At 64.5% G+C, this 24,903-nt stretch carries 19 protein-coding genes; 13 read left to right on the forward strand and 6 right to left on the reverse strand.

Annotated elements, in window-relative coordinates; translation table 11 throughout:
- The first annotated feature begins 55 nt into the window (after positions 1 to 55).
- Together KVT37_RS13930 and KVT37_RS13935 are read left to right on the forward strand one after the other, a co-directional pair.
- Positions 56 to 967, forward strand: coding sequence for a glycosyltransferase family 2 protein (locus KVT37_RS13930; RefSeq protein ID WP_308642619.1), 912 nt, complete (start codon positions 56 to 58; stop codon positions 965 to 967).
- A gap of 2 nt (positions 968 to 969) precedes the next feature.
- Positions 970 to 1,506, forward strand: coding sequence for a sugar transferase (locus tag KVT37_RS13935; RefSeq protein ID WP_217573791.1), 537 nt, complete (start codon positions 970 to 972; stop codon positions 1,504 to 1,506).
- On the opposite strand, the gene KVT37_RS13940 is transcribed toward KVT37_RS13935, so the two are convergent.
- Entirely contained in the window at positions 1,494 to 2,432 is a 939-nt protein-coding gene (locus tag KVT37_RS13940) for an NAD-dependent epimerase/dehydratase family protein (RefSeq protein WP_217573793.1), read from the reverse strand. The two genes, KVT37_RS13935 and KVT37_RS13940, sit on opposite strands and share 13 nt — an antisense overlap.
- Entirely contained in the window at positions 2,429 to 3,721 is a 1,293-nt protein-coding gene (locus KVT37_RS13945) for an O-antigen ligase (protein WP_217573795.1), read from the reverse strand. The genes KVT37_RS13940 and KVT37_RS13945 overlap by 4 nt, the downstream gene beginning before the upstream one ends.
- 464 nt (positions 3,722 to 4,185) lie before the next feature.
- On the opposite strand from KVT37_RS13945, the gene cysD reads away from it, so the two are divergent.
- From cysD to cysQ, 3 genes are read left to right on the forward strand one after another with little or no spacing between them, the layout of a single operon-like run.
- Positions 4,186 to 5,091 carry a sulfate adenylyltransferase subunit CysD gene (gene cysD, locus KVT37_RS13950; protein WP_127228659.1) on the forward strand — a complete coding sequence of 302 codons (906 nt, stop codon included), beginning with the start codon at positions 4,186 to 4,188 and terminating at the stop codon, positions 5,089 to 5,091.
- A 2-nt stretch (positions 5,092 to 5,093) separates the two neighbouring features.
- Positions 5,094 to 7,031 (forward strand): sulfate adenylyltransferase subunit CysN, encoded by a 1,938-nt coding sequence (gene cysN / locus KVT37_RS13955; protein WP_217573797.1) that lies wholly within the window; start codon positions 5,094 to 5,096, stop codon positions 7,029 to 7,031.
- A 10-nt stretch (positions 7,032 to 7,041) separates the two neighbouring features.
- Positions 7,042 to 7,821: a 3'(2'),5'-bisphosphate nucleotidase CysQ gene (gene cysQ, locus KVT37_RS13960; RefSeq protein ID WP_217573890.1), complete on the forward strand. Its 780-nt coding sequence runs from the start codon at positions 7,042 to 7,044 to the stop codon at positions 7,819 to 7,821.
- A 207-nt stretch (positions 7,822 to 8,028) separates the two neighbouring features.
- Here the strand turns inward: cysQ and KVT37_RS13965 are convergent, their stop codons facing one another.
- The 4 genes from KVT37_RS13965 to KVT37_RS13980 all read right to left on the reverse strand — a co-directional run bounded on the left by KVT37_RS13965 (position 8,029) and on the right by KVT37_RS13980 (position 12,017).
- Positions 8,029 to 9,171 carry a DegT/DnrJ/EryC1/StrS aminotransferase family protein gene (locus KVT37_RS13965; protein ID WP_217573799.1) on the reverse strand — a complete coding sequence of 381 codons (1,143 nt, stop codon included), beginning with the start codon at positions 9,169 to 9,171 and terminating at the stop codon, positions 8,029 to 8,031.
- Positions 9,172 to 9,424: 253 nt separating this feature from the next.
- Positions 9,425 to 10,348, reverse strand: a complete 924-nt coding sequence (locus KVT37_RS13970; protein WP_217573801.1) for a carbohydrate kinase — start codon at positions 10,346 to 10,348, stop codon at positions 9,425 to 9,427.
- On the reverse strand, positions 10,345 to 10,791 hold the full coding sequence (locus KVT37_RS13975; protein WP_217573803.1) for an RbsD/FucU family protein: 447 nt from the start codon (positions 10,789 to 10,791) through the stop codon (positions 10,345 to 10,347). The genes KVT37_RS13970 and KVT37_RS13975 overlap by 4 nt, the downstream gene beginning before the upstream one ends.
- 2 nt (positions 10,792 to 10,793) lie before the next feature.
- Positions 10,794 to 12,017 (reverse strand): ROK family transcriptional regulator, encoded by a 1,224-nt coding sequence (locus KVT37_RS13980; protein ID WP_217573805.1) that lies wholly within the window; start codon positions 12,015 to 12,017, stop codon positions 10,794 to 10,796.
- A gap of 229 nt (positions 12,018 to 12,246) precedes the next feature.
- Between KVT37_RS13980 and KVT37_RS13985 the strand changes: the two genes are divergently transcribed.
- From KVT37_RS13985 to KVT37_RS14020, 8 genes are all read left to right on the forward strand, one after another.
- On the forward strand, positions 12,247 to 13,263 hold the full coding sequence (locus tag KVT37_RS13985; RefSeq protein WP_217573892.1) for a sugar ABC transporter substrate-binding protein: 1,017 nt from the start codon (positions 12,247 to 12,249) through the stop codon (positions 13,261 to 13,263).
- 158 nt (positions 13,264 to 13,421) lie between these two features.
- Positions 13,422 to 14,486: an ABC transporter permease gene (locus tag KVT37_RS13990; protein WP_217573806.1), complete on the forward strand. Its 1,065-nt coding sequence runs from the start codon at positions 13,422 to 13,424 to the stop codon at positions 14,484 to 14,486.
- 2 nt (positions 14,487 to 14,488) lie between these two features.
- The gene (locus KVT37_RS13995) at positions 14,489 to 15,271 is read left to right on the forward strand and encodes an ATP-binding cassette domain-containing protein (RefSeq protein ID WP_217573816.1); all 783 of its coding nucleotides are present in this window, start codon (positions 14,489 to 14,491) and stop codon (positions 15,269 to 15,271) included.
- A gap of 144 nt (positions 15,272 to 15,415) precedes the next feature.
- A complete protein-coding gene (locus KVT37_RS14000) occupies positions 15,416 to 17,878 on the forward strand; it encodes a glycogen/starch/alpha-glucan phosphorylase (RefSeq protein ID WP_217573818.1) in 2,463 nt (820 codons plus the stop codon).
- Between the two features lie 113 nt (positions 17,879 to 17,991).
- Complete coding sequence (gene glgB / locus KVT37_RS14005) at positions 17,992 to 20,205, forward strand: 1,4-alpha-glucan branching protein GlgB (protein ID WP_217573820.1); 2,214 nt, start codon at positions 17,992 to 17,994, stop codon at positions 20,203 to 20,205.
- 63 nt (positions 20,206 to 20,268) lie between these two features.
- Positions 20,269 to 21,534, forward strand: a complete 1,266-nt coding sequence (glgC, locus tag KVT37_RS14010; protein ID WP_217573822.1) for a glucose-1-phosphate adenylyltransferase — start codon at positions 20,269 to 20,271, stop codon at positions 21,532 to 21,534.
- Between the two features lie 105 nt (positions 21,535 to 21,639).
- Positions 21,640 to 23,085, forward strand: coding sequence for a glycogen synthase GlgA (glgA, locus tag KVT37_RS14015; protein WP_217573825.1), 1,446 nt, complete (start codon positions 21,640 to 21,642; stop codon positions 23,083 to 23,085).
- 3 nt (positions 23,086 to 23,088) lie between these two features.
- The gene (locus tag KVT37_RS14020) at positions 23,089 to 24,717 is read left to right on the forward strand and encodes an alpha-D-glucose phosphate-specific phosphoglucomutase (RefSeq protein WP_217573827.1); all 1,629 of its coding nucleotides are present in this window, start codon (positions 23,089 to 23,091) and stop codon (positions 24,715 to 24,717) included.
- The last annotated feature ends 186 nt before the right edge of the window (positions 24,718 to 24,903 follow it).

The raw sequence follows: 24,903 nt of genomic DNA on the forward strand, positions 1-24,903 counted from the left end.
GTGCCCGGATATCGGCAGCGGGCGATTTCAAATTGTGAGTGGGCAAGATCAGCGCGTGGCCGTTCTTCTGGGCACGAAGGACGGCGCGGCATTCATCAATCAGCAATTGGAGTCCCTGGCTGCGCAGTCCTGGCCCCGCGTCGATCTCTGGGTTTCCGATGACGGCTCGACCGACGGCACGGCGTCCTTCATCGAGGCGTGGCGGACCCACTGGACCAAAGGCTGCGTCACGCTGGTGGACGGCCCGCGGCAGGGCTTTGCCGCCAATTTCCGTTCGATGATCATCGATCCGCGCATCCAGGCCGACTACTACGCCTTTTGCGACCAGGACGATGTCTGGGAGCGCGACAGGCTGGAAAGCGCCATCCGTTGGATGGAATCCCAGGATCCGGCGGCGCCGCTCCTGTTCTGCTCGCGCACGGCGACCATTTCGGAGACCGGCGAGGCGGCCGGCCATTCGCCGCTGTTCCCGCGCCCGCCCTCGTTTCGCAACGCCCTCGTGCAAAGCATCGCCGGCGGCAACACCATGCTGCTCAACCGCAAGGCGCGCGACCTTTTGGCGAAAGCCTCGGCAAGAACCGAGTTCGTCAGCCACGACTGGTGGGCCTATCTCATCGTTGCCGCCGGCGGAGGCACGATCCGCTACGACCCGCGGCCGCTGGTCAGATACCGCCAGCACGGGGCAAATCTCGTCGGCGCCAATGTCTCGTGGCGGGCGAGATTCAGCAGGATAGGACGACTGCGCAAAGGCCAGTTCGCCGCCTGGACCGACAGCAATCTCAGCGGCCTGGTCGTCAACCGGGATCTGCTGACATCCGATGCCGAGCATTGCCTTGAGATGTTCATCGAGGCGCGCAAGAGTGCTGTGTTGAGGCGCTTCAGCCTGTTACGCAAGAGCGGGGTCTACCGGCAGACCTTCCTGGGAACGTTGGGGCTCTATCTCGCCGTTCTGCGGCGCTGGATTTGACCATGACGGCGAAGCGCGCGCTCGACCTGGCGGTCGCTGCTCCGATGCTGGTGCTGGCGGTTCCGGTCCTGCTTGTCGCGATGCTGGCGATCCGGGTGACCTCTCCCGGCCCGGCCATCTTCTCGCAAATCCGCGTCGGCCGTAACGGAGCCCCCTTTGCGTGCCATAAGCTGCGCACGATGCATCGCGAAACGCCGTCACTGCCTACCCACGAGGCGCCGGCGAGTTCGGTCACGGCTGTCGGCAAGACGCTGCGTGCGACCAAGATCGACGAACTGCCGCAGCTCTGGAACGTGCTCAAGGGCGAGATGAGCCTTGTCGGGCCGCGCCCATGCCTGCCGACCCAGACGGAACTGATCGAACGGCGCAGGGAACTGGGCGTGCTTGCCGCGCTGCCGGGCATCACCGGGCTGGCGCAGATCAAGGGGATCGACATGTCGGATCCAAAACGCTGCGCCGAGACCGACGCGGCCTACCTCGAGGCCGCCTCCACCGGTCTCGATCTCAAGATATTGCTGGGCACGTTCTACCGCGCTTGACCAGCCCGTCGCGTCAGCTCCTCGAGCCGGCCGAGCGTGTCGGTTTCCGGCATCCAGCCTTCCGAGGCCAGCAGCGAGACGTCGCAGACCTGCGTTGCCACCAAAGCCTGCCACGACGCCTGTCTGCCGAGCAACGTCGCCGACAGCCGGAACGGCCAGGCCGGTATGGGCAGGAGCCGGGTCGGCCGGCCGTATCCGCGCCGGAATGCGGCGATGATGTCCGACATCGCGACCGGCGAGGCATCGCCCAGAATATAGATCGGGCGCGGCGACGTCGGACGGGTCAGGAGATGCGTCACCGCCCCGGCCACCGCGTCCTGCGATATGAGCGAACGCACCGCCGCCAAAGCGGCTGCGGGCAGCGGCAAGCCAGTGGCTGCGAGCCGCATCAGGCCGCGCAGATTTCCCTTCATGCCGTCGCCATAGACCGGTGGCAGTCGCAGCGCCGTCGCGCCGTCGCGTCCGGCCGTTGCGAAAGCCTTCAGCATTTCGATCTCGCCCTCGCGCTTGGAACGCCCGTAGGCGCATTGCGGGGCAGGGGGCGTGGCCTCGTCGATGGTGCCGCTGAAACCGGGTCCCACGACGGCGCGGATCGAGGAAAGGTAGATGAAGCGCCCGGCGGTGCGCGTCGCGGCCGCCTGGGCAAGCCGTCCGGTCAGTGTCGCATTGACGGCTCGAAAATCGGCCCCGCCGGCGCCGCTATCATTGTTGAGCGCCGCGCAGTGGACAACATGCGTGACGTCGCGAATCAGCGCCTGAAAGGCTTCCTCCGGCGCGTCGGCGCCAGGCAGCGCCACGGCATCGTCCGCGCCTTCCAGCGGTTGCTGCGCGCGGGAGGCGATCCGTATGTCAAATCCGGCCTCGCGCAACCGGCCGACGACCCGGCTTCCGACAAAACCTGTCGCGCCGGTGACCAGGACTTTCATGGTTGCGGGCTGGCGTCCGGCGCCCTGGCGGGCGCGCTTTTGCCGGTCGGCGCGATCGTGCGCCCGGAGGCAAGGTAGGTTCCCGAAATCAGGAACACCATCAGCGTCGCATCGAGGATATCGTGGCCGATGAGGATGCCGGCCATTCCGGCGATGAGATAGGTGATGACCGCGACAAGGATCATCGTTGCGCCGAACCGCTCGACCGGATCGGCACTGGCGCGCAATGTCCTCGCAGCGTTTCGGACGGCGACGACGAAGATCGACGCGAGCGCCAGCCCCCCGAGCAGGCCGGCCTCGACAAGCGCCGTCAGGAAGCCGTTGTGGAAATGGCTGAAACCCTGGTTCAGGCCGAACTGATCCTGAAAGCCCTGCTTCATCAGCGCCCGGCTTGCGGAGATGCCATGGCCGAAAATCGGCTTCTCGCGAAACGCGCTGGCGCCCATTTCCCACATCGCCACGCGCAGGCCGAGCGCCGTCGAATGGTCGCCCTTGGCGTTCAGCGCGTCCCAGTCGCTGACCAGGAAGTCGGTTCGATCGAGGATGACGCGCGAGCCGATGCCGCCGATCACCAGGGCGACGACGACGCCGATCACCGCAAAGCGCGCCACGCTGGCGTTGGTGAACCGGCGGCGATTGATGAGAAGGACGACGATGCCGGCTACCGGGACGGCCACCCAGATCATGCGCGACGCCGAATAGACGACCGCCAGGGCCCCGGCCATCGCCGCCAGGACCAGCAGCTTCCAGTGCTTCTCGATGCCCGACAGCGCGCCGGCCAGGCATAACATGACGGCAAGGCAGGTAACGGTTGCAAAAACGATCGCGTTTCCGGCGCCGCCCTCGGCCCTCGTGCCGAGCCAGTGGTATTGGATGACGGCGAGAGCCAGCGCGCCGAAGCAGGCCGCCGCGCTGGCCAGAATGGCGATGCGTGCCAGCGTGATCTTCTCGGTGATGCTCCAGGTCGAATAGGAGACGGGAAAAAGCAGCAGGGTGATCAGCGGCAGGAACAATCGCAGATCGGCGGCCAGCGTGCCGTTGACGATCGAAGCAAGCAGCATGGCCGCGCAATAGGCGTAGATCGCTGCCGTCAAGGCGAGCATCGGCCGGTCGATGTTGAAGCGCCGCCGCTTCGTGGCGAGCAGCATCACGGACCACACGCCGCCGGCATTAAAGGTGATGCTGACCAGCGATCCGAGCACCGGCGGCGAAAAAAAGCAGAGGATCGAGAAATAGAAATTGATCTGTGCGGGCGTGAGGTGGCGCCGGAGCGTTGTGGACGGGTTCAAATGCTTTGCTTCGCCATTTCCAGCTTGCGCCCGGGTCCGTGGAGTCAGCCGAAAGACCGTCTCGATGAACTCCGTTTGCCGCGCCTTGCCCGTTCCCCGAGCCCGTATAGCCGCTGGCGCCGTTCCGCGATAGAGCGGCCGGCAATGTTCCGGCAAAAATCCTCGATCGGGGCGCAGACCGGGACGCCGGTGTCCCGAGACTATGTTTCAGGCCGCCGATATTCTCGCTTCCGTGTTTCGAGCGCCCTGGCAGGATTTTTCCGCTTTACCGGTCCTGCTTGGAAAATTCGTTCCCTAATCACCTTGCGCCGGGCGCGTCTTGCATTGTTATGGGCGGCGCCGATCTGTTAGAACGCCCGCACGAAACAGTTTGTCCAAAGTGAAATTTGCGCCCTTGCGGCCACAGAATTGCCCCGGCAATGCAAGATTTCCACTCGACGGCACGAGAGAACGCTCGACAGTCCATGAATATCGCGCTCACGCATCTGCAGCGGCTCGAGGCCGAATCCATCCATATCTTCCGTGAGGTCGCGGCCTCTTTCTCCAAGCCGGTGATGCTCTATTCGGTCGGCAAGGATTCCTCCGTGCTGATGCATCTGGCGATGAAGGCCTTCTACCCGGCCAAACCGCCTTTCCCGTTCCTGCACGTCGACACCACCTGGAAGTTCCGCGAGATGATCGCCTTTCGCGATCAGATGGCGCAGAAGCTCGGCTTCGACCTGCTCGTCCATGTCAACGAGGACGGCGTTCGCGACGGCATCAATCCCTTCGATCACGGCTCCAACACCCACACCCACGTGATGAAGACCGTGGCGCTGCGCCAGGCGCTCGACAAATACGGCTTCGACGCCGCCTTCGGCGGCGCCCGCCGCGACGAGGAGAAGTCGCGCGCCAAGGAGCGCATCTTCTCCTTCCGCAACGCGCAGCATTCCTGGGACCCCAAGAACCAGCGGCCGGAAATGTGGAAGATCTTCAACACCCGCATCGCGCCGGGCGAGTCGATCCGCGTCTTCCCGCTGTCGAACTGGACCGAGCTCGACATCTGGCAGTACATCCTGCAGGAGAACATCCCGATCGTGCCGCTCTATTTCGCCAAGGAGCGGCCGGTGGTCGAGCGCGACGGCATGCTGATCATGAAGGATGACGATCGCATGCAGCTGCGTCCCGGCGAGACGATCGAGAACCGCCTGGTGCGCTTCCGCACGCTCGGCTGCTATCCGCTGACCGGCGCCATCGAATCGGACGCCGATTCACTCGAAGCCATCGTCGGCGAGATGCTGACCGCCCGCACTTCCGAGCGCCAGGGCCGCCTCATCGACCGCGACGAGGCCGGCTCGATGGAAAAGAAGAAGCGCGAGGGTTATTTCTGATCATGCGCCACATCATGGCAAAGAGCCTCGCCCCGACCGATTCGATCCGCGACTACATGGCCGCGCAGGAGAAGAAATCGCTGCTGCGCTTCCTCACCTGCGGCTCGGTCGACGACGGCAAGTCGACGCTGATCGGCCGTCTGCTCTCCGACACCAAGCAGATTTTCGAGGACCAGCTCGCGGCGCTGGAAAAAGACTCGCGCAAGCACGGCACCACCGGTGACGACATCGACTTCGCGCTTCTGGTCGACGGACTGGAGGCCGAGCGCGAGCAGGGCATCACCATCGATGTCGCTTACCGCTTCTTCGCCACGCCGAAGCGCAAGTTCATCGTCGCCGACACGCCCGGCCACGAGCAGTACACGCGCAACATGGCGACCGGCGCTTCGACCGCGGATCTCGCCATCGTGCTGATCGACGCGCGCCAGGGCGTGTTGCGCCAGACCCGGCGCCACTCGATCATCGCCTCGCTGCTCGGCATCCGTCACGTCGTGCTCGCTGTCAACAAGATCGACCTTGTCGGCTTCGACAGGGAAGTGTTCGACCGGATCGTCGCCGACTACACCGAATTCGCGCAAAGCCTAGGCTTCGTCAGTGTTGCGCCGATCCCGATGTCGGCGCGTTTCGGCGACAACGTCACCAGCCGCTCGGAGCGCACGCCGTGGTATTCCGGGCCGTCGCTGATCGAGCATCTCGAGACCGTGTCGGTCGATGAGGCGGCGGTCGAACTGCCGTTCCGCTTCCCGGTGCAATATGTGAACCGGCCGAACCTCGACTTCCGCGGCTTCGCCGGCACCATCGCCTCCGGCACGGTGGCACAGGGCGACGAGGTCGTCGTCGCGAAATCCGGCAAGGCGTCCCGCGTCAAGCGCATCGTCGCGCATGGCGGCGACCTCAAGCAAGCCGTTGCGGGCCAGGCCATCACGCTTGTCCTCGACGACGAAGTCGAGGTCTCGCGCGGCAATCTGCTGGTCTCGCCGGCAGCGCGCCCGCAGGTTGCCGACCAGTTCGCCGCCAACATCGTCTGGTTCGACGAGCAGGCGCTGCTGCCCGGCCGCTCCTACATATTGCGCACCGAGACCGACCAGGTCAGCGCCACCGTCACCGAGCTGAAATACCGGGTCAACGTCAACGATTTCGCGCATGAGGCGGCGAAGTCGCTCGACATCAACGAGGTCGGCGTCTGCAACCTCTCGACCAGGGCACCGATCGCTTTCGATCCCTTCGCCGAGAACCGTACGACCGGCGCCTTCATCCTGATCGACCGCATCACCAACGCCACGGTCGGCGCCGGCATGATCCTGCATTCGCTGCGCCGCGCCGAAAACATCCACTGGCAGTCGCTCGATGTCGGCAAGCGCGGCCGCTCCGACCTTAAGAACCAGCGTCCGGCGGTGTTCTGGTTCACCGGGCTGTCCGGCTCCGGCAAGTCGACCATCGCCAATTTGTTCGAGAAGAAGCTGTTCGCGTCCGGCCGCCACACCTATATCCTCGATGGCGACAATGTCCGCCACGGCCTGAACCGCGATCTCGGCTTCACCGACGCTGACCGCGTGGAAAACATCCGCCGCGTCGCCGAGGTGGCCAAACTGATGGCCGATGCCGGCCTGATCGTCATCGTTTCCTTCATCTCGCCCTTCGCCGCCGAACGACGCGTGGCGCGCGAGCTGATGGCCGAGGGCGAGTTCGTCGAGGTGTTCGTCGACACGCCGTTCGAGGAATGCGCAAGGCGCGATCCGAAGGGACTTTACGCGCGCGCCCTGAGCGGCGAGATCAAGAACTTCACCGGCGTCGATTCTCCTTATGAGGCGCCGGAGCATCCCGAAATCCACCTCGAGACGCTCGGCCGGAGTCCGCAGGAGATGGCGGAAGCCCTCGAACACTGGCTGACCGAGCGCGACATTGCCGAAGAGCAGTATGACAATGGCGGCGGTATCTGACGACGACGCGATGCTGGGCGTCTTCGAGCGCCTGGCGCTCGAGGCCGGGCGCGAGGTGATGCGCGTCTTCCACGAAGGCTGTGCCGTCGACAGCAAGGCCGACTCCTCGCCGGTGACGGAAGCCGACCGCGAAAGCGAGAAGATCATCCTCGCCGGCCTGCGCGCCGCCTATCCGGATATCCCTTGCGTGGCCGAGGAGGAGGTGGCGGCGGGCATTGCGACGCCCGACCTTGAAGGCGCGTTCTTCCTGGTCGATCCGCTCGACGGCACCAAGGAATTCGTCAACCGCCGCACCGACTTCACCGTCAACATCGCGCTGGTCCGTCATGGCGTGCCGGAAGTCGGCGTCGTCTTCGCGCCTTGCACGGGGCGCTTCTTCAGCGGACGGCCGGGCCAGGCCGAGGCGCTGGATATCGACAGCGATTATCGGATTGCCGCTCGCCGGCCGATCGCGGTGCGGGAAGCGGGCATGCCGCTTGCCGTCGTCGCCAGCCGCTCGCACAACACGCCGGAAACCGACGCCTTCATCCGCGATCTCGGCGCAGCCGAGATCGTCTCGGTCGGCTCGTCGCTGAAATTCTGCCTGCTCGCTGCCGCCGAGGCGGATGTCTATCCGCGCTTCGGCCGCACCATGGAATGGGACACGGCGGCAGGGGACGCGGTGCTGCGCGCCGCCGGCGGCATGACCCGCACGCTGGACGGCGAGCCGCTTTCCTACGGCAAGCGCAACCAGGCGAGCGACAGCGATTTCGCCAACCCGCATTTCATCGCGATGGGGAAGAGCGCGTAGTCGCAGCGTCGCCAAATGTAAACGCTGGCGCGAGGCCCCCCTCTCTGTCCTGCCGGACATCTCCCCCTCAAGGGGGGAGATTGGCAGCTTCAGCGCCCAGCTCATTCTTTCAACGTTGAAGGTTGGCGAAAGCCCGCGTGACATCTGATCTCCCCCCTTGAGGGGAGATGCCCGGCAGGGCAGAGAGGGGGGCTTCGCGCGGACCTTTCAGGCCGCCGCGACATGCGCCGAGTTAGACCCGATATAATTGCGGATCGTCTCGATGATGCGGTCCTGGTCGGCTTCGCTGAGATAGGCGTGCATCGGCAGGCAAAGGATCTGCTTCGGAAGCGCTTCCGACACGGCAAGCCCCGTCGGCGTGCGCGGATAGTCCTTGTAGGCGACCTGTTCGTGCAGCGGCTTCACATAGTAGATCACCGACGGAATGCCCTTTTCGCCGAGATGGGCCTTGAGCCCGTCGCGCTTCGGCGTCTCGATGGCGTATTGCGCCCAGGCCGAGCGGCCATGGCCCAAATTGCGTGACGCCTTGACGATGTCGCCGAGGCCCTTGGCATAGCGGTCGGCGACGACCTGGCGCGCCACCATCTCGTCCTCGAGGATGGCGAGCTTCTCGATCAGGATCGCCGCCTGCAGCGTGTCGAGGCGCGAATTGATGCCGACGCGGACATTGTCGTACTGCGTCTCGCCCTTGCCGTGGAAGGCGAAGGAGCGGAGCTTGTCGGCCAGCGCGCCGTCATTGGTGAACATCGCGCCGCCGTCGCCGTAGCAGCCGAGCGGCTTGGCGGGGTAGAAGCTGGTCGAGCCGACATGGCCGAAGGCGCCGCACATTGTGCCGTCGGCCGAACCGCCCATCGACTGCGCGGCGTCCTCGATCACCAAAAGGTTCTCACGCTTGGCGATCGCCATGATCGCGTCGTAGTCGGCCGAAAGCCCGAACAGGTCGACCGGGATGATCGCCTTCGGCTTGAGGCGGCCTTCCTTCTTGATCATCTCGATCGCCGCCTCGAGGCTGGCGATGTCGATGTTGTAGCTGTCGCGGTCGACATCGACGAAGACCGGCTCTGCCTTGGCCAGCGCCACCACCTCAGCCGTCGCGGCGAAGGTGAAGCTCGGCACGAACACCGCGTCGCCCGGGCCGATGCCGGCGGCAAACAACGGCAAAAGCAGCGCATCGGTGCCGTTGGCGCAGGCGACCACATGCTTGACGCCGATATAGGCCGCGAGCTTGTTCTCGAATTCGGTGACCTGGGGTCCCAGGATATAGCGGCCTTCCTCGACGACGGTGTCGATGGCGGTCTTCAACCGGTCGCGGATACGTTCGCGCTGCGCGCCAAGATCGATGAACTGCATGTCGGCCTCAAAAACTGCCTGTAAAACCGGCCCGCTGGTAACAGACTTGAACCGGCTGAGAAAGCCGGTGGCGGCCAGGGCAAATTGCCTATGTGTCGCGGCCCGTTACCGATTTTGCCGGCGCAGTGCCTGAAAAAGCCGGAAATCGGCGCTTTGCGAGGCGATTGCGGCCTCAGTTATCGAACCGTTCCGTCCTCGGGAAACATAAAGTGATCGGCCGGGGAGCGGTGGTTTCACGCCGACCGATGCCGGATCAGGCGATCTCGTGCCGCCAGGGCGGGTTGGCGCCCGCCCGCGAAACCGTCACCGCGGCCGCCTTGGCGCCGAGCTCCAGCGCCTTGCGGATCGCGTCTTCCGGCAGACCGCCGATCGCCGCCTTGGTAAGCAGGCCCTGCTCGTGCAGCGAGGCGAGGATGCCGGCATTGAACGTGTCGCCGGCGCCGACCGTGTCGACCACCTTCACCTTCTGCGGCATGACCATGACCTTGTGCGCCTTGCTGTAGCCGACAGCGCCCTCGCTGCCATGCGTGACGACGATCAGCTTCGGCCCGCGGTCCAGCCAGTTGCGCACGACATCCTCATGCGAGCCGGCCTCGTCGAACCATTTGAGGTCCTCGTCCGAGAGTTTCACGATATCGGCCATCGCCATCATCTCGCGGATGCGCCTGAGATGCTTGGCCTTGTCCGGAATGAAGTTCGGCCGGATGTTGGGATCGAGCATCATCACACGGGCTTCGTGCTCGCGCCGCATGAACTCCTCATAGGCCGATCCCGCCGGCTCGGAGATCAGGCTGATGGCGCCGAACAGCATCGCCTCGATCTCCGAGCCGAGCTTCGGCAGGTCCTCGATGGTCAGCATGCGCCCGGCGGTGTTCTCGTCGTAGAAAGTGTAGGTCGCCTGGCCGTTGGTGAGCCGCACAAAGGCAAGCGTGGTGGGGCGAGGCGAGGTATGCGCATAGGTGGAGCTCACCTTGCTGGCGCCGAGCGCGTCGCGGAACTGGCCGCCGAAAAGATCCGAGGAAAGGCCCGAGAAGAAGCCCGCCGGCGCGCCGAGACGTCCGAGCGCGATCGCCGAGTTGAACACCGCGCCGCCGACATAGGGCGCGAAGGCCGCTTCGCCTTCGGTGGTGGTGCGCGGCAGCATGTCGATCAGGGCTTCGCCACAGCAAAGGATCATGTCGTCTTGGTCTCCGGCGGATGGATCACGCCCTTGCGGATGATGATGTTGGCAAAGAGCCGGGGTTCGCTGGTCGCCACGATGGCGTGCGCGGCCTTGACGCGTGCATAGAAGTCGGGCCCGGCCAGCGCAACCACCTTGTGGCCCGGCGCGCGTTTGGCGCAAACCGCTTCCATTTCGTGGTGCACCGGATCGGCCAGCGTCGGGTCGCCCTGCACCGAGGCGCGGAACAGCGCCTCCGGCACCGCCTCATCCACCGGCAGCACGCTGAGCACGGCGTCGAGCACGGCAATTACATGGTGGCCGTCGGCGCGGATCAGCCGCCGCGCCTGTTCCTCTGCCGGGTAATTGCCGTCGACGATCGCGATCTCGTCGCCATGGCCCATGGCCCTGAGCGTCGCCAGGAACTGCGGTCCGAGCAGCGAAGGGATGCCGATCAGCATGGTCAGGCGCCCCCGGTCGCGTTCGGTCCGATCAGGAAGCGCTCGGAAAGCGGCAGGCTGGCGCCGCCGAGCGCGCGTGCATGGATGCCGACGGTTCCCTCGCGCACGAAGGGCAGCTTCAGGCCCTCGGCGTCGATCCCGGCAATGGCTTGCCGGATTGCCTCGACAAGCCGGCGCCGCACGTCGAGCGGCATCCAGCCGTCGATCACCGCCGCTTCGAAATCGATGACCGACGAGGCCGCGACGATGGCATAGGCGAGCGCGCGCGAGGCGCTGGCGATCCAGTCGTCGAGCTCAGCGCCGATCTCGCCCCATTCCTGCGGCGAGGTCCACAGGTAGGAGCCGTCGATGCCCTTGGCCGAAAGCGCCTTTTCCAGCATCGCGATCGAGGCGACGTCGATGAGCTGCGTCGGCCTGCCGTCAGGCCCCGGCACCGGCATCGAGCCGAGCGCGCCGGCATTGCCCTTCGGTCCGCTGTAGAGCCGGCCGTTGAGCACGATGCCGCCGCCGGCAAAGGCGCCGATGTAGAAATAGACGAAGTCGCGCGCCGCGCCCGCCTGGCCGAAGACGAGTTCGGCGCCGCAGGCCGAGGTTGCGTCGTTCTGCAGGTAGACCGGAAAGTCGCATTGGCCCTGGATATCGGCGCGGATGTCGCGATGGCGCCATTCGTCCATGATGTCGCGCGGCGCGCCGGCCGTGTCGGCCCAGTTCCACAGTTCGAACGGCATGGCGATGCCGAGCCCGGCAATGCGCTTGTCCTGCGCCGGCGTCAGTTCGCCACGCATGGTCTTGATGCCCTGGGTGACGAACTCGACCGTCTCGCGTGGGGCGGGATAACGGTAGGAGTGCTGCAGCATGGCGCGCACATTGCCGAGAAAGTCGATCAGCACGAGCTCGGCCGAGCGTCGGCCGATCTTGAGGCCGATGAAGAAAGCGCCTTCGGGATTGAGCGCCATCGGGATCGAAGGCTGGCCGATCTTGCCGCGCAGCGGCGCCTGGCGCACGAGCAGCTTGTCTTCCTCGAGCTCGCGCATGATCACCGACACGGTCTGGGCCGACAGGCCGGTCATGCGCGCGATGTCGGATTTGGCCAGGCTGCCATGCTGGCGCACCAGGGACAGCACGAGCCGCTCATTGTGGTCGCGCATCCCGCTCTGGTTGGTGCCGCGATGCAGCCGGCTCTCCAAAGCCTCGGGCGAACCGTGCCTCGCAATGCCGGTCTCCACCCTGTTCCTCCCGTCTGTTTCCCCGCGATGCTTTTCGTTCAGAATGAGTGAACAGCGCAAGGCTGTCAATAATAAATAAGAGTGATTTAATTATTGACAGGCGCTTCGGACTGTTGTTTTTTTAGATGGCGTCCACGCTGGGAGAAATGGTTGGATGCGCTTGAGGCGCCGGTTGGCCGGCGCCCGGAATGGTTCCACTGGGAGGAAAATCGTGACCAAGACATCACTGCTGAAGTCCACCGTGTTCGCGGCGGCTGGTTTGAGCCTGATGGCATTCGCATCGACGGCGTCGGCCGCCGGCGTCGGCGCCTGCCTGATCACCAAGACTGACACCAATCCCTTCTTCGTCAAGATGAAGGAAGGCGCGACCGCCAAGGCCAAGGAACTTGGCGTCGACCTCAAGACCTATGCAGGCAAGATCGACGGCGACAGCGAAAGCCAGGTCGCGGCGATCGAAAGCTGCATCGCCGACGGTGCCAAGGGTATCCTGATCACCGCTTCCGACACCAAGGGCATCGTGCCGACGGTGAAGAAGGCGCGTGACGCCGGCCTGCTGGTGATCGCGCTCGACACCCCGCTCGATCCGATCGACGCCGCCGACGCCACCTTCGCCACCGACAATCTCGAAGCCGGCAAGCTGATCGGCGCCTGGGCCGCCGCCACGCTCGGCGACAAGGCCAAGGACGCCAAGATCGGCTTCCTCGACCTCACCCCCTCGCAGCCGACCGTCGACGTTCTGCGCGACCAGGGCTTCATGATGGGCTACGGCATCGACGTGAAAGACCCCAACAAGATCGGCGACGAGGTCGATCCGCGCATCGTCGGTCATGACGTCACCAACGGCAACGAGGAAGGCGGCCGCAAGGCGATGGAGAACCTTCTGCAGAAGGACAACACCATCAACGTCATCCATACCATCAACGAGCCCGCCGCTGTCGGCGCCTACCAGGCGCTCAAGGCCGTCGGTCTGGAAAAGCAGGTGCTGATCGTCTCGGTCGACGGCGGCTGCCCCGGCGTGAAGTCGGTCACCGAAGGCGTCATCGGCGCCACCTCGCAGCAATATCCGCTGCAGATGGCGGCGCTCGGCATCGAAGCGATCGCCGCTTTCGCCAAGGACGGCACGAAGCCGAAGCCGACCGAAGGCAAGAACTTCTTCGACACCGGCGTCAACCTCGTGACCGACAAGCCGGCAAAGGGTGTCAAGTCGATCGACACCAAGGAAGGCCTCGCCAAGTGCTGGGGCTGACGCCCGCCTGAGCGCACAAACCTCGCGGCTGGGGGCTTGATCCCCGGCCGCATCGGGTGGACGATGCATTTTCGTAAACGCTGATAAGCCCGGCGACAGACCGGAATGCGTAAACGCGGCATGGAGCCATGACGAAGCTCCGTGAGACGGGAGGATATATGTCTCAAATCCAGGAATTCGAGAAGGTTCTCTCGAGCAGCGACACCAGCGTCGCCGCCTTCGACGAGCACGGCAAGTCGTTCGTCAAGCGCGCCCAGCATTTCCTGCACTCCACGCCGGCCGCTGTGCCGCTGATCGTGCTGGTCTTGTCGATCATCATCTTCGGTATCGCCATCGGCGGACGGTTCTTCTCGTCCTACACGCTGACGCTGATCCTGCAGCAGATCGCCATCGTCGGCATTCTCGGCGCCGCCCAGACGCTGGTCATCCTGACCGCGGGCATCGACCTTTCGATCGGCGTGATCATGGTGATCTCGGCCGTCATCATGGGCAACTGCGCCATCACCTACGGCATGCCGACCCTTCTTGCGGTGATCGTAGGGCTGGCCGCCGGCGCTGCCTGCGGCCTGCTTAACGGCCTCCTGGTCGCCTACATGAAGCTTCCGCCCTTCATCGTCACGCTCGGCACCTGGAACATCGTCATGGCGACGAATTTCATCTATTCCGCCAACGAGACGATCCGCGACGCCGATGTCGATACCCAGGCGCCGCTGCTGCACTTCTTCGCGTTGAGTTTCAGGGTCGGTTCCGCGGTATTGACGGCCGGCGTCATCGCCATGGTCCTGCTGGTCCTGCTGCTTTGGTATGTGCTGAACCATACCGCCTGGGGCCGCCACGTCTATGCCGTCGGCGACGATCAGGAGGCCGCGAAGCTGTCGGGCATCCAGACCAAGAAGGTGCTGATGACGGTCTACGCCCTTGCCGGGCTGATCGCCGCCTTCGCCGCCTGGGTCTCGATCGGCCGCAACGGCTCGATCTCCCCTTCCGCCGCCGTCACCGACTACAATCTGCAGGCCATCACCGCGACGGTGATCGGCGGCATCTCGCTCTTCGGCGGGCGCGGCTCGATCCTCGGCACGCTGTTCGGCGCCATGATCGTCGGCGTCGTCTCGATGGGCCTCAACATGCTGGGCGCCGACCCGCAATGGAAAGTGCTGCTCACCGGCGTGCTGATCATCGGCGCCGTGGCTGTCGATCAATGGATCAGAAAGGTTTCGGCATAGCCATGACCCAGGAACCCATCCTCACCGCGCGCGGTCTTACCAAGCGCTATGGTCGTGTCACCGCCCTCGACAATGCCGATTTCGACCTCTATCCGGGCGAAATCCTGGCGGTGATCGGCGACAACGGCGCCGGCAAATCGTCGCTCATCAAGGCGATTTCCGGCGCGGCTGTGCCCGACGAAGGTGAAATCCGGCTTGAAGGCAAGCCCGTTGCCTTCAAGTCGCCGATGGAGGCCCGAGAAGCCGGCATCGAGACTGTCTACCAGAACTTGGCGCTGTCGCCGGCGCTGTCGATCGCCGACAACATGTTTCTCGGTCGCGAAATCCGCAAGCCCGGCCCACTCGGAAGCTGGTTCCGCATGCTCGATCGTCCGGCGATGGAAAAGCGCGCCCGCGACAAGCTGACCGAGCTTGGCCTGATGACCATCCAGAATATCAGCCAGGCGGTGGAGACGCTGTCCGGCGGTCAGCGCCAGGGCGTCGCGGTCGCGCGCGCCGCCGCCTTCGGCTCGAAAGTGGTGATCATGGACGAGCCGACCGCGGCGCTCGGCGTCAAGGAAAGCCGCCGCGTGCTGGAACTGATCCTCGACGTCAAGAAGCGCGGCCTGCCGATCGTGCTCATCTCGCACAACATGCCGCATGTCTTCGAGGTGGCCGATCGCATCCACATCCACCGCCTCGGCCGCCGCCTCTGCGTCGTCGATCCGAAGCAGATTTCCATGTCGGATGCCGTCGCCCTCATGACCGGCGCCAAGAAGCCGCCAGAGGACGCGCTGGCGGCCTGATCTCCAGTATGTATGGGTAAATTGCCGCAGGCCGGCTGGCGGCACGCTTGCCTAAATCGATTGAATGCATGCTGCAATGCGATAGGATAGGCTGGGAGAAATGATGAAAGCCGGTATGATCGTGGCAACATCACGAGAGGCAGCATGACGCGCGCTATGACGACCGAAGCCCCCATTCTCGATAACCCCGACCCCAAGACCCTCGCCGAAGAGGTGTTGATGTCGCTCAAATACCGGGTCGGCAAGGACACCACCGTCGCCACGCCGTATGACTGGCTGACGGCTTCGATCAAGGTGGTTCGCGACCGCGTCGTCGATCATTGGATGCAGGCGACCAAGGAAGCTTACGACCAGCAGGAAAAGCGGGTCTATTACCTCTCGCTCGAGTTCCTGATCGGGCGCCTGATGCGCGATGCCTTCTCCAATCTCGGCCTGATGGAGAACATGCGCGAGGCGCTGTCCTCGCTCGGCGTCGACCTCGACCTGATCGCGGGGCTCGAGCCCGACGCCGCGCTCGGCAATGGCGGTCTTGGCCGTCTCGCCGCCTGCTTCATGGAGAGCATGGCGACCGTCGATATCCCCGCCCATGGCTACGGCATCCGCTACGCCAACGGTATGTTTCGCCAGGAAATCCAGGGCGGCTGGCAGGTCGAGCTGCCGGAGACCTGGCTCGACCACGGCAACCCCTGGGAGTTCGAGCGGCGCGAGCGTTCCTTCGAGGTCGGCTTCGGCGGCTCGGTGGAATCGATCACCTCGAAGGACGGCCGGCTCGAGCGCCATGTCTGGAAGCCGACCGAGCATGTTCTTGCCGTCGCCTACGACACGCCGGTGGCCGGCTGGCGCGCCAAGCGCGTCAACACGCTGCGGCTCTGGTCCGGCATGCCGATCGACCCGATCCTGCTCGACAAGTTCAATGCCGGCGACCACATCGGCGCGCTGGCCGAAAGCAACAAGGCCGACGCGTTGTCGCGCGTGCTCTACCCGGCCGATTCCCACATGGCCGGCCAGGAGTTGAGGCTGCGCCAGGAATATTTCTTCTCGACCGCTTCGCTGCAGGACATCGTCCAGCGCCATCTCAGCCAGTATGGCGACCTGAAGTCGTTGCCCGACAAGGCGGCGATCCATCTCAACGACACCCATCCCGCGGTCGCCGTACCGGAACTGATGCGGCTTCTGATGGATGTCCACGGCATGGACTTCGACCAGGCCTGGGACATCACCAAGCGGACCTTCGGCTACACTAACCACACGCTGCTTCCCGAAGCTCTGGAAAGCTGGTCGGTGCCCCTGTTCGAACGCTTGCTGCCGCGTCATATGCAGATCGTCTACGCCATCAATGCGCAGGTGCTGCTCGAGGCGCGCGCCACCGGCAAGTTCTCCGACGAGCAGATCGCCCGGATCTCGCTGATCCAGGAAAATGGCGACCGCCGCGTGCGCATGGGCAATCTGGCCTTTGTCGGTTCGCACTCAATCAACGGCGTCTCGGCCCTCCACACCGAGCTGATGAAGGAGACGGTGTTTGCCGACCTCCACAAGCTCTATCCCGACCGCATCAACAACAAGACCAACGGCATCACGCCCAGGCGCTGGCTGATCCAGTGCAATCCGGGCCTGACGGCGCTTGCCCGCGAGGCGATCGGCGACCGTTTCATGGACGACATCGAGAGGATAAAGGCGCTCGATCCGCTCGCCGAAGACGCCGCCTTCCGCGAAAAATTCGCCGCCGTGAAGCGGCAGAACAAGGTAAGGCTGGCCAATCTCGTCGCCGACCGGCTCGGCATCAGGCTCGACCCGTCGGCGCTGTTCGACATCCAGGTCAAGCGCATCCACGAATACAAGCGCCAGCTGCTCAACATCCTGGAGGCGATCGCGCTCTACGACCAGATCCGCTCGCATCCCGAGCGGGACTGGATGCCGCGCGTGAAATTCTTCGGCGGCAAGGCGGCGCCCAGCTATCACAACGCCAAGCTGATCATCAAACTGGCCAATGACGTTGCAAAAGTCATCAACGGCGACCCGTCGGTGCGCGGCCTGCTCAAGGTCGTCTTCGTGCCGAACTACAATGTCAGCCTGGCCGAGGTGCTGATGCCGGCCGCCGACCTTTCCGAGCAGATTTCGACCGCCGGCATGGAGGCCTCCGGCACCGGCAACATGAAGTTCGCGATGAATGGCGCTTTGACCATCGGCACGCTCGACGGCGCCAATGTCGAGATGAAGGAACATGTCGGCGCCGACAACATTTTCATCTTCGGCCTCACCACGGCCGAGGTCGCCGACCGCCGCAGCAATGGCTACAATCCGCGCGGCGTTATCGAGGGGTCCCCTGAACTGGCGCAGGCCGTCGCGGCGATCTCGTCCGGCGTCTTCTCGCCCGACGACCCGAACCGCTACCGCGACCTGATGAACGGCCTCTACCAGAGCGACTGGTTCATGGTCGCGGCCGACTTCGATTCCTACGCAGCCTGCCAGCGCGAGGTCGACAATGTCTGGCGCGACAGCCCCGATTGGAACGCGCGCGCCATCCGAAACGTTGCCCGTATGGGCTGGTTCTCGTCCGATCGCACCATCCGCCAATATGCGAAAGAAATCTGGAACGTGCCCGTCTGATATGATTGCATGAGGTCACGAACAATGTGGCCCGGCGCAAGTCGCCCCAAGATGTCCAGCGGATTTGGGACGGCCGGCGCAGAACAAAGGTGCCCGGGGAGGGCGACCGCCTGATGAGGAAGCCGCGCGTGACCGCTGCGACAAGCGGGCCGGACGGACTGGCGCCAGCCGGTGATGTCGCGGCGATTGTCGCCGGAACGCATGGCAATCCTTTCGCGATCCTCGGCGTGCAGGAAGCCGGCAAGGGTTTCGTCGCGCGCTGCTTCGTGCCCAACGCCGAATTCGTCACCGCTTACACGCTGGCCGGCAAGGACGTTGGTGAGCTCACCCGCCGCGACGATGCCGGCTTCTTCGAGGGCAAGGTCTCGATCCGCAAGCGCCAGCCGTTGCGCTATCACGCCAGAAATGCCGGCGGCGACTGGTGGCTGACCGATCCCTATTCCTTCGGTCCGGTGCTGGGGCCGATGGACGACTATTATATGGCCGAGGGCTCGCATCTGCGGCTCTTCGACAAGCTCGGCGCCCACATCATCGACCACGAAGGCGCGACCGGCGTGCATTTCGCCGTATGGGCGCCCAACGCCAGGCGCGTCTCGGTGGTCGGCGCCTTCAACGACTGGGACGGCCGCCGCCACACCATGCGCGACCGCAAGGACACCGGTATCTGGGAATTGTTCATTCCCGACCTCGTCGCCGGCCAGCCCTACAAATTCGAGATCATCGCTCCCGACGGCGTGCGGCTGCCGCTCAAGGCCGATCCGTTCGCCTTCTGGTCGGAACTGCGCCCGGCGACGGCCTCGGTGACGGCGCCGCCGATGGCGCATCAATGGGGCGACGAGGCGCATCGCGGCTACTGGCGCAAGGCTGATCCGCGGCGCGAGGCGATGTCGATCTACGAGGTCCATGCCGGCTCGTGGCAGCGCCGCGACGACGGCACGTTCCTGTCCTGGGACGAGCTCGCCGCGCGGCTGATCCCTTATGTGGTCGACACCGGCTTCACCCATATCGAGTTCCTGCCGATCTCGGAGCACCCTTACGACCCGTCCTGGGGTTATCAGACAACCGGACTTTATGCGCCGACCGCCCGCTTCGGCGATCCGGACGGCTTTGCCCGCTTCGTCGATGGCGCGCACCGCGCCGGCATCGGCGTGATCCTCGACTGGGTGCCGGCGCATTTCCCGGTCGACGAGCACGGCCTCGTCCATTTCGACGGCACCGCACTCTACGAGCACGCCGATCCGCGCCAGGGCTTTCACCCCGACTGGAACACTGCGATCTACAATTTCGGCCGCCGCGAGGTGGTGTCGTTCCTCGTCAACAACGCGCTGTTCTGGGCCGAGAAATACCATGTCGACGGTCTGCGCGTCGACGCGGTCGCGTCGATGCTCTACCTCGATTATTCGCGCAAGGCGGGCGAGTGGATTCCCAACGAGAAGGGCGGGCGCGAGAATTTGCACGCGGTCTCCTTCCTGCAGAAGATGAACAAGGAGCTTTATGGCCATCACCCCGGCGTCGTCACGATCGCCGAGGAATCGACCTCATGGCCGAAAGTCTCGCGCCCCGTGCACGAGGACGGGCTCGGCTTCGGCTTCAAGTGGAACATGGGCTTCATGCACGATACGCTGGAGTATCTCTCCAAGGAGCCGATCTTCCGCAAGCACCACCACAACGACATCACCTTCGGCCTGACCTATGCCTTCTCGGAGAATTTCGTGCTGCCGCTCTCGCATGACGAGGTCGTGCACGGCAAAGGCACGCTGCTCAACAAGATGGCCGGCGACGACTGGCAGAAGTTTGCCACGCTGCGCGCCTATTACGCCTTCATGTGGGGCTATCCCGGCAAGAAGCTTTTGTTCATGGGCCAGGAATTCGCCCAGCGCCGCGAATGGAGTGAGGAACGCGCGCTCGACTGGGACCTGCTCGAATTCGCGCCGCACCGGGGCGTGTGGCAGACGGTGCGCGACTTGAACTACCTCTACCGCTCGCGCCCGGCGCTGCATGCCCGCGACTGCGAGCCGGAGGGCTTCTCCTGGTTGATCGTCGACGACCGCGACAACTCGGTTTTCGCCTGGGTGCGCAACGCGCCGGACGGCGACCCGATCGCCGTCATTTCCAATTTCACGCCGGTGCCGCGCGAGAACTATCGCGTGCCGTTGCCGAAGGCGGGAAAGTGGCGCGAGATCATCAATACGGATGCCGCCGAGTATGGCGGTTCCGGCATGGGCAATGGCGGCACGGTCGAGGCAAGCGGGGCAGGAGGCGGCGTATCGGCGACGATGCTGTTGCCGCCGCTGTCGACGATCATGCTGGAATTCGTCGCGGACTGAAGCAGATGATGTCTCATCCTGCTCTTGCAACGGTCCGCGCAGCTTGTTTGGGAGGGTAACAAAATGGCAGAGATCAAAAGAACCCAGCCGCTGGCGCGCGACGCCATGGCCTATGTGCTGGCAGGCGGCCGCGGCAGTCGCCTCAAGGAACTGACCGACCGGCGCGCCAAGCCCGCGGTCTATTTCGGCGGCAAGACGCGCATCATCGATTTCGCGCTCTCCAATGCGCTGAATTCCGGCATCCGCCGTCTCGGCGTCGCCACCCAGTACAAGGCGCATTCGCTGATCCGCCACCTGCAGCGCGGCTGGAACTTCCTGCGCCCCGAGCGAAACGAGAGCTTCGACATCCTGCCCGCATCGCAGCGCGTGTCGGAGACGCAGTGGTATGAAGGCACGGCGGACGCCGTCTACCAGAACATCGACATCATCGAGGCCTACGGGCCCGAATACATGGTGATCCTCGCCGGCGACCACATCTACAAGATGGACTACGAGCTGATGCTGCGCCAGCACGTCGACGCCGGCGCCGACGTCACTGTCGGCTGCCTCGAAGTGCCGCGCATGGAGGCGACCGGCTTCGGCGTCATGCATGTCGACGCCAAGGACAACATCATCGCTTTCGTCGAAAAGCCGGCCGATCCGCCCGGCATCCCCGACAAGCCGGAATTCGCTCTCGCATCGATGGGCATTTACGTCTTCAAGACCAAGTTCCTGATGGAGCAGCTGCGCCGCGACGCCGCCGAGCCCGGCTCCAGCCGCGACTTCGGCAAGGACATCATCCCCTATATCGTCCAGCACGGTAAGGCGATCGCTCACCGTTTCGCCAAGTCCTGCGTGCGCTCCTCGCACGAGTCGGAACCTTACTGGCGCGACGTCGGAACGGTGGACGCCTATTGGGAAGCCAATATCGATCTCACCGACATCACGCCCGAGCTCGATCTCTACGACCGCGACTGGCCGATCTGGACCTATGCCGAATTGAAGCCGCCGGCCAAGTTCGTGCATGACGAAGACGGCCGCCGCGGCGAGGCGATCTCTTCGCTGGTGTCGGGCGACTGCATCGTCTCCGGCGCATCGCTGCGCCGCAGCCTGATCTTCACCGGCGCGCGCATCAATTCCTATTCCAAGCTCGAGGAAGTGGTGATGCTGCCCGACGTCACCGTCGGCCGCAACGCGCGCCTCAAGCGCGTCGTCATCGACCATGGCGTGCAGATTCCGGAAGGACTGGTGGTCGGCGAGGATCCGGCGCTCGACGCCAAGCGCTTCCGGGTTTCGGAAAAGGGCATCTGCCTGATCACGCAGGACATGATCAACAAGCTGTCGAAGTGAGGTGGTGAGGCTGATTGGCAAGCTATCAGGTCGATCAGCAAGCTGACGACTTGATCAACAGATTGTCACTTTGACCTGTCACGTTAAGATCGGAATGTGAGGCGCATGCAGGTTCTCTCGGTCACGCCCGAAATCTTCCCGCTGATCAAGACCGGCGGGCTTGCCGACGTGACCGGCGCCTTGCCGGTCGCGCTTGGCCCCAAGGGCGTGGCCATGCGCACGCTCATCCCGGGCTATCCTGTGGTGATGGCGGCCTTCGCCAAGAAGAAGGCCGTTTACCAGTATCCGTTGCTGCAGGGCGGCAAGGCTTCGGTCCATGCCGTCAAGATCGGCGACCTCGATCTCTTCGTTTTGGATGCGCCGCATCTCTTCGATCGCCAGGGCGGCCCTTACGGCACCGCTTCCGGCGCCGACTGGCCGGATAACTGGCGCCGTTTCGCGGCGTTGAGCCAAGTCGGCGGCGACATCGCCGGCGGCGCCATCTCCGGATACCAGCCCGACCTCGTGCACGCCCATGACTGGCAGTCGGCAATGACGCTGGCGTACATGCGCTACGGCAAGGCGGTCGGCGTGCCGTCGCTGATCACCGTGCACAACCTTGCCTTCCAGGGCCAGTTCGGCGCCGGCATCTTCGGCGAGCTCGGCCTGCCGGCCGTCGCCATGCAGCTCGACGGCGTCGAATATTATGGCGGCGTCGGCTATCTCAAGGCCGGCCTCCAGGCCGCCTGGGCGATCACCACGGTGAGCCCGACCTATGCGCAGGAAATCCGTTCGCCGGAATTCGGCATGGGCCTCGACGGCCTGATCAACATGCGCGCCACCGATCTCTACGGAATCGTCAACGGCATCGATGTCGATATCTGGAATCCCGAGACCGACAAGCATCTGGTCGCCAAATACTCGGCGGCGAGCCTCGAAGCCCGCGCCAAGAACCGCAAGGCGGTCGAGGAGCGTTTCGGCCTGGAGGCGGACGGCAGTCCGATCGTTTGCGTGATCAGCCGGCTGACCTGGCAGAAGGGCATGGACATTCTGGCCGCGGTCGTTGACGGCATCGTCGCCGCCGGGGCGCGGCTGGCCATCCTCGGCTCGGGCGATGCCGGCCTCGAAGGCACGCTGCTCGCCGCTGCCGCCCGCCATCGCGGTCGTGTCGGCGTCGTCGTCGGCTACGACGAGGGGCTTTCGCATGTCATGCAGGGCGGATGCGACGCCATCGTCATCCCCTCGCGCTTCGAGCCTTGTGGGCTGACCCAGCTCTACGGCCTGCGCTATGGCTGCGTGCCGATCGTCGCCAGGACAGGCGGTTTGGCCGACACCATCATCGACGCCAATGAAGCGGCGTTGTCGGCAGGCGTCGCCACCGGCTTCCAGTTCGCGCCCAACAATGGCGGCGCGATGCTGCATGCCATCCAGCGTCTGGTCGAGGTCCACGCCAGGCCGGCGGTCTGGGCCTCGATCCAGCGCCAGGGCATGAAGGCCGACGTCTCCTGGGACAAGAGCGCCGAAAAATACATCGAACTCTATCGCTTGCTGCTTTCGAAAAGGGCTGCCTGAGGCATGATCAGAACCATCCCCACCAAACCCTATACCGACCAGAAGCCCGGCACGTCCGGCCTGCGCAAGAAGGTGCCCGTGTTCCAGCAGGAGCACTATGCCGAGAACTTCATCCAGTCGATCTTCGACGCGCTGGACGGTTTTCAGGGCAAGACGCTGGTGATCGGCGGTGACGGCCGCTTCTACAACCGCGAGGTCATCCAGAAGGCGATCGCCATTGCCGCCGGCAACGGCTTCGGCAAGGTGATGGTCGGCCAGGGCGGCATCCTGTCGACGCCGGCCGCCTCGAACATCATCCGCAAATACAAGACCTTCGGCGGCATCATCCTGTCGGCCAGCCACAATCCGGGCGGCCCGCACGAGGATTTCGGCATCAAGTACAATGCCGGCAATGGCGGCCCGGCGCCGGAGAAAATCACCGACGCGATCTTCACCAAGTCGAAGGAGATCAAGAGCTTCAAGATCGCCGATATCGGCGAGATCGACATCGACACCGTCGGCACGGTCAAGGCTGGCGAGATGACGGTCGAAATCATCGATCCGGTCAAGGATTATGCCGAGTTGATGGAAAGCCTGTTCGACTTCGAGGCGCTGCGGAAGCTGTTCAAGTCCGGCTTCCGCATGCGCTTCGATGCCATGCATGCGGTGACCGGCCCTTACGCCAAGGAGATCCTCGAACGCCGGCTCGGCGCCCCGGACGGCACCTGCCGCAACTTCAAGCCGCTTCCCGACTTCGGCGGCCATCACCCCGACCCGAACCTGGTGCACGCCAAACATCTCTATGACGAGATGATGGGTCCCGATGCGCCGGATTTCGGCGCGGCTTCCGACGGTGACGGCGACCGCAACCTGATCATCGGCAGGGGCATTTTCGTCACGCCGTCGGATTCGGTGGCGATGCTTGCCGCCAATGCCAACTTGGCGCCGGGCTACAAGGAAGGCCTGAAGGGAATTGCCCGCTCGATGCCGACCAGCGGTGCCGCCGACCGCGTCGCTGAAAAGCTCGGCATCGGCATCTATGAAACGCCGACCGGTTGGAAGTTCTTCGGCAATCTGCTCGACGCCGGTATGGCCACCATCTGCGGCGAGGAGAGCGCCGGCACCGGCTCCAACCATGTCCGCGAAAAGGACGGCCTCTGGGCCGTGCTTTTATGGCTCAACATCCTCGCTGCGCGCGGCGAGAGCTGCAAGCAGATCGTCACCGAGCACTGGGCGACCTACGGCCGCAACTACTATTCGCGCCACGATTACGAGGAGGTCGAGAGCGACCGCGCCAACGCGCTGGTCGATGAATTGCGCGCCAAGCTCGGCACGCTGCCCGGCACCAGCGTGCGTGGCCTGAAGATCGCCAAGGCCGACGACTTCGCCTATCACGACCCGGTCGACGGCTCGGTGAGCGAACATCAGGGCATCAGGATCCTGTTCGAGGGTGGCTCGCGCGTGGTGCTCCGCCTCTCCGGCACCGGCACCTCCGGTGCGACGCTGCGCGTCTATATCGAGCGCTACGAGCCGGACAAGGCAAGGCACGATCTCGACACCCAGGAAGCGCTGGCCGACCTCATCGCCGCGGCCGACGACATCGCCGGCATCAAGAGCCACACCGGCCGCAACAAGCCGAGCGTGATTACTTGAGGATGGCGCGGACTTCCCCTTCTCCCCTTGTGGGAGAAGGTGGCCGAGCGAAGCTCGGGCGGATGAGGGGTGCTCCAGCTTGGCGCCAACCTGCGTCCAGAAAACCGGCGCCCCATTCCTTCCAACACCCCTCATCCGTCTCGGCGCTGCGCGCCGATCCACCTTCTCCCACAAGGGGAGAAGGGG

Origin of the sequence: Mesorhizobium sp. GbtcB19 (genome assembly GCF_019091085.1) — a bacterium.
In the GTDB taxonomy this organism is placed as follows: domain Bacteria; phylum Pseudomonadota; class Alphaproteobacteria; order Rhizobiales; family Rhizobiaceae; genus Mesorhizobium.

Bases quoted from the DNA above. Each gene is read 5' to 3' on its own strand.
- KVT37_RS13990 (WP_217573806.1), top strand. From the start codon at position 13,422: ATGTCTCAAATCCAGGAATTCGAGAAGGTTCTCTCGAGCAGCGACACC.
- KVT37_RS14020 (WP_217573827.1), top strand. From the start codon at position 23,089: ATGATCAGAACCATCCCCACCAAACCCTATACCGACCAGAAGCCCGGC.
- KVT37_RS13965 (WP_217573799.1), bottom strand. From the start codon at position 9,171: ATGCAGTTCATCGATCTTGGCGCGCAGCGCGAACGTATCCGCGACCGG.
- cysN (WP_217573797.1), top strand. From the start codon at position 5,094: ATGCGCCACATCATGGCAAAGAGCCTCGCCCCGACCGATTCGATCCGC.
- KVT37_RS13970 (WP_217573801.1), bottom strand. From the start codon at position 10,348: ATGATCCTTTGCTGTGGCGAAGCCCTGATCGACATGCTGCCGCGCACC.
- KVT37_RS13995 (WP_217573816.1), top strand. From the start codon at position 14,489: ATGACCCAGGAACCCATCCTCACCGCGCGCGGTCTTACCAAGCGCTAT.
- KVT37_RS14000 (WP_217573818.1), top strand. From the start codon at position 15,416: ATGACGCGCGCTATGACGACCGAAGCCCCCATTCTCGATAACCCCGAC.
- glgA (WP_217573825.1), top strand. From the start codon at position 21,640: ATGCAGGTTCTCTCGGTCACGCCCGAAATCTTCCCGCTGATCAAGACC.
- KVT37_RS13935 (WP_217573791.1), top strand. From the start codon at position 970: ATGACGGCGAAGCGCGCGCTCGACCTGGCGGTCGCTGCTCCGATGCTG.
- cysQ (WP_217573890.1), top strand. From the start codon at position 7,042: ATGCTGGGCGTCTTCGAGCGCCTGGCGCTCGAGGCCGGGCGCGAGGTG.
- cysD (WP_127228659.1), top strand. From the start codon at position 4,186: ATGAATATCGCGCTCACGCATCTGCAGCGGCTCGAGGCCGAATCCATC.
- KVT37_RS13940 (WP_217573793.1), bottom strand. From the start codon at position 2,432: ATGAAAGTCCTGGTCACCGGCGCGACAGGTTTTGTCGGAAGCCGGGTC.
- glgB (WP_217573820.1), top strand. From the start codon at position 17,992: ATGAGGAAGCCGCGCGTGACCGCTGCGACAAGCGGGCCGGACGGACTG.
- glgC (WP_217573822.1), top strand. From the start codon at position 20,269: ATGGCAGAGATCAAAAGAACCCAGCCGCTGGCGCGCGACGCCATGGCC.
- KVT37_RS13975 (WP_217573803.1), bottom strand. From the start codon at position 10,791: ATGCTGATCGGCATCCCTTCGCTGCTCGGACCGCAGTTCCTGGCGACG.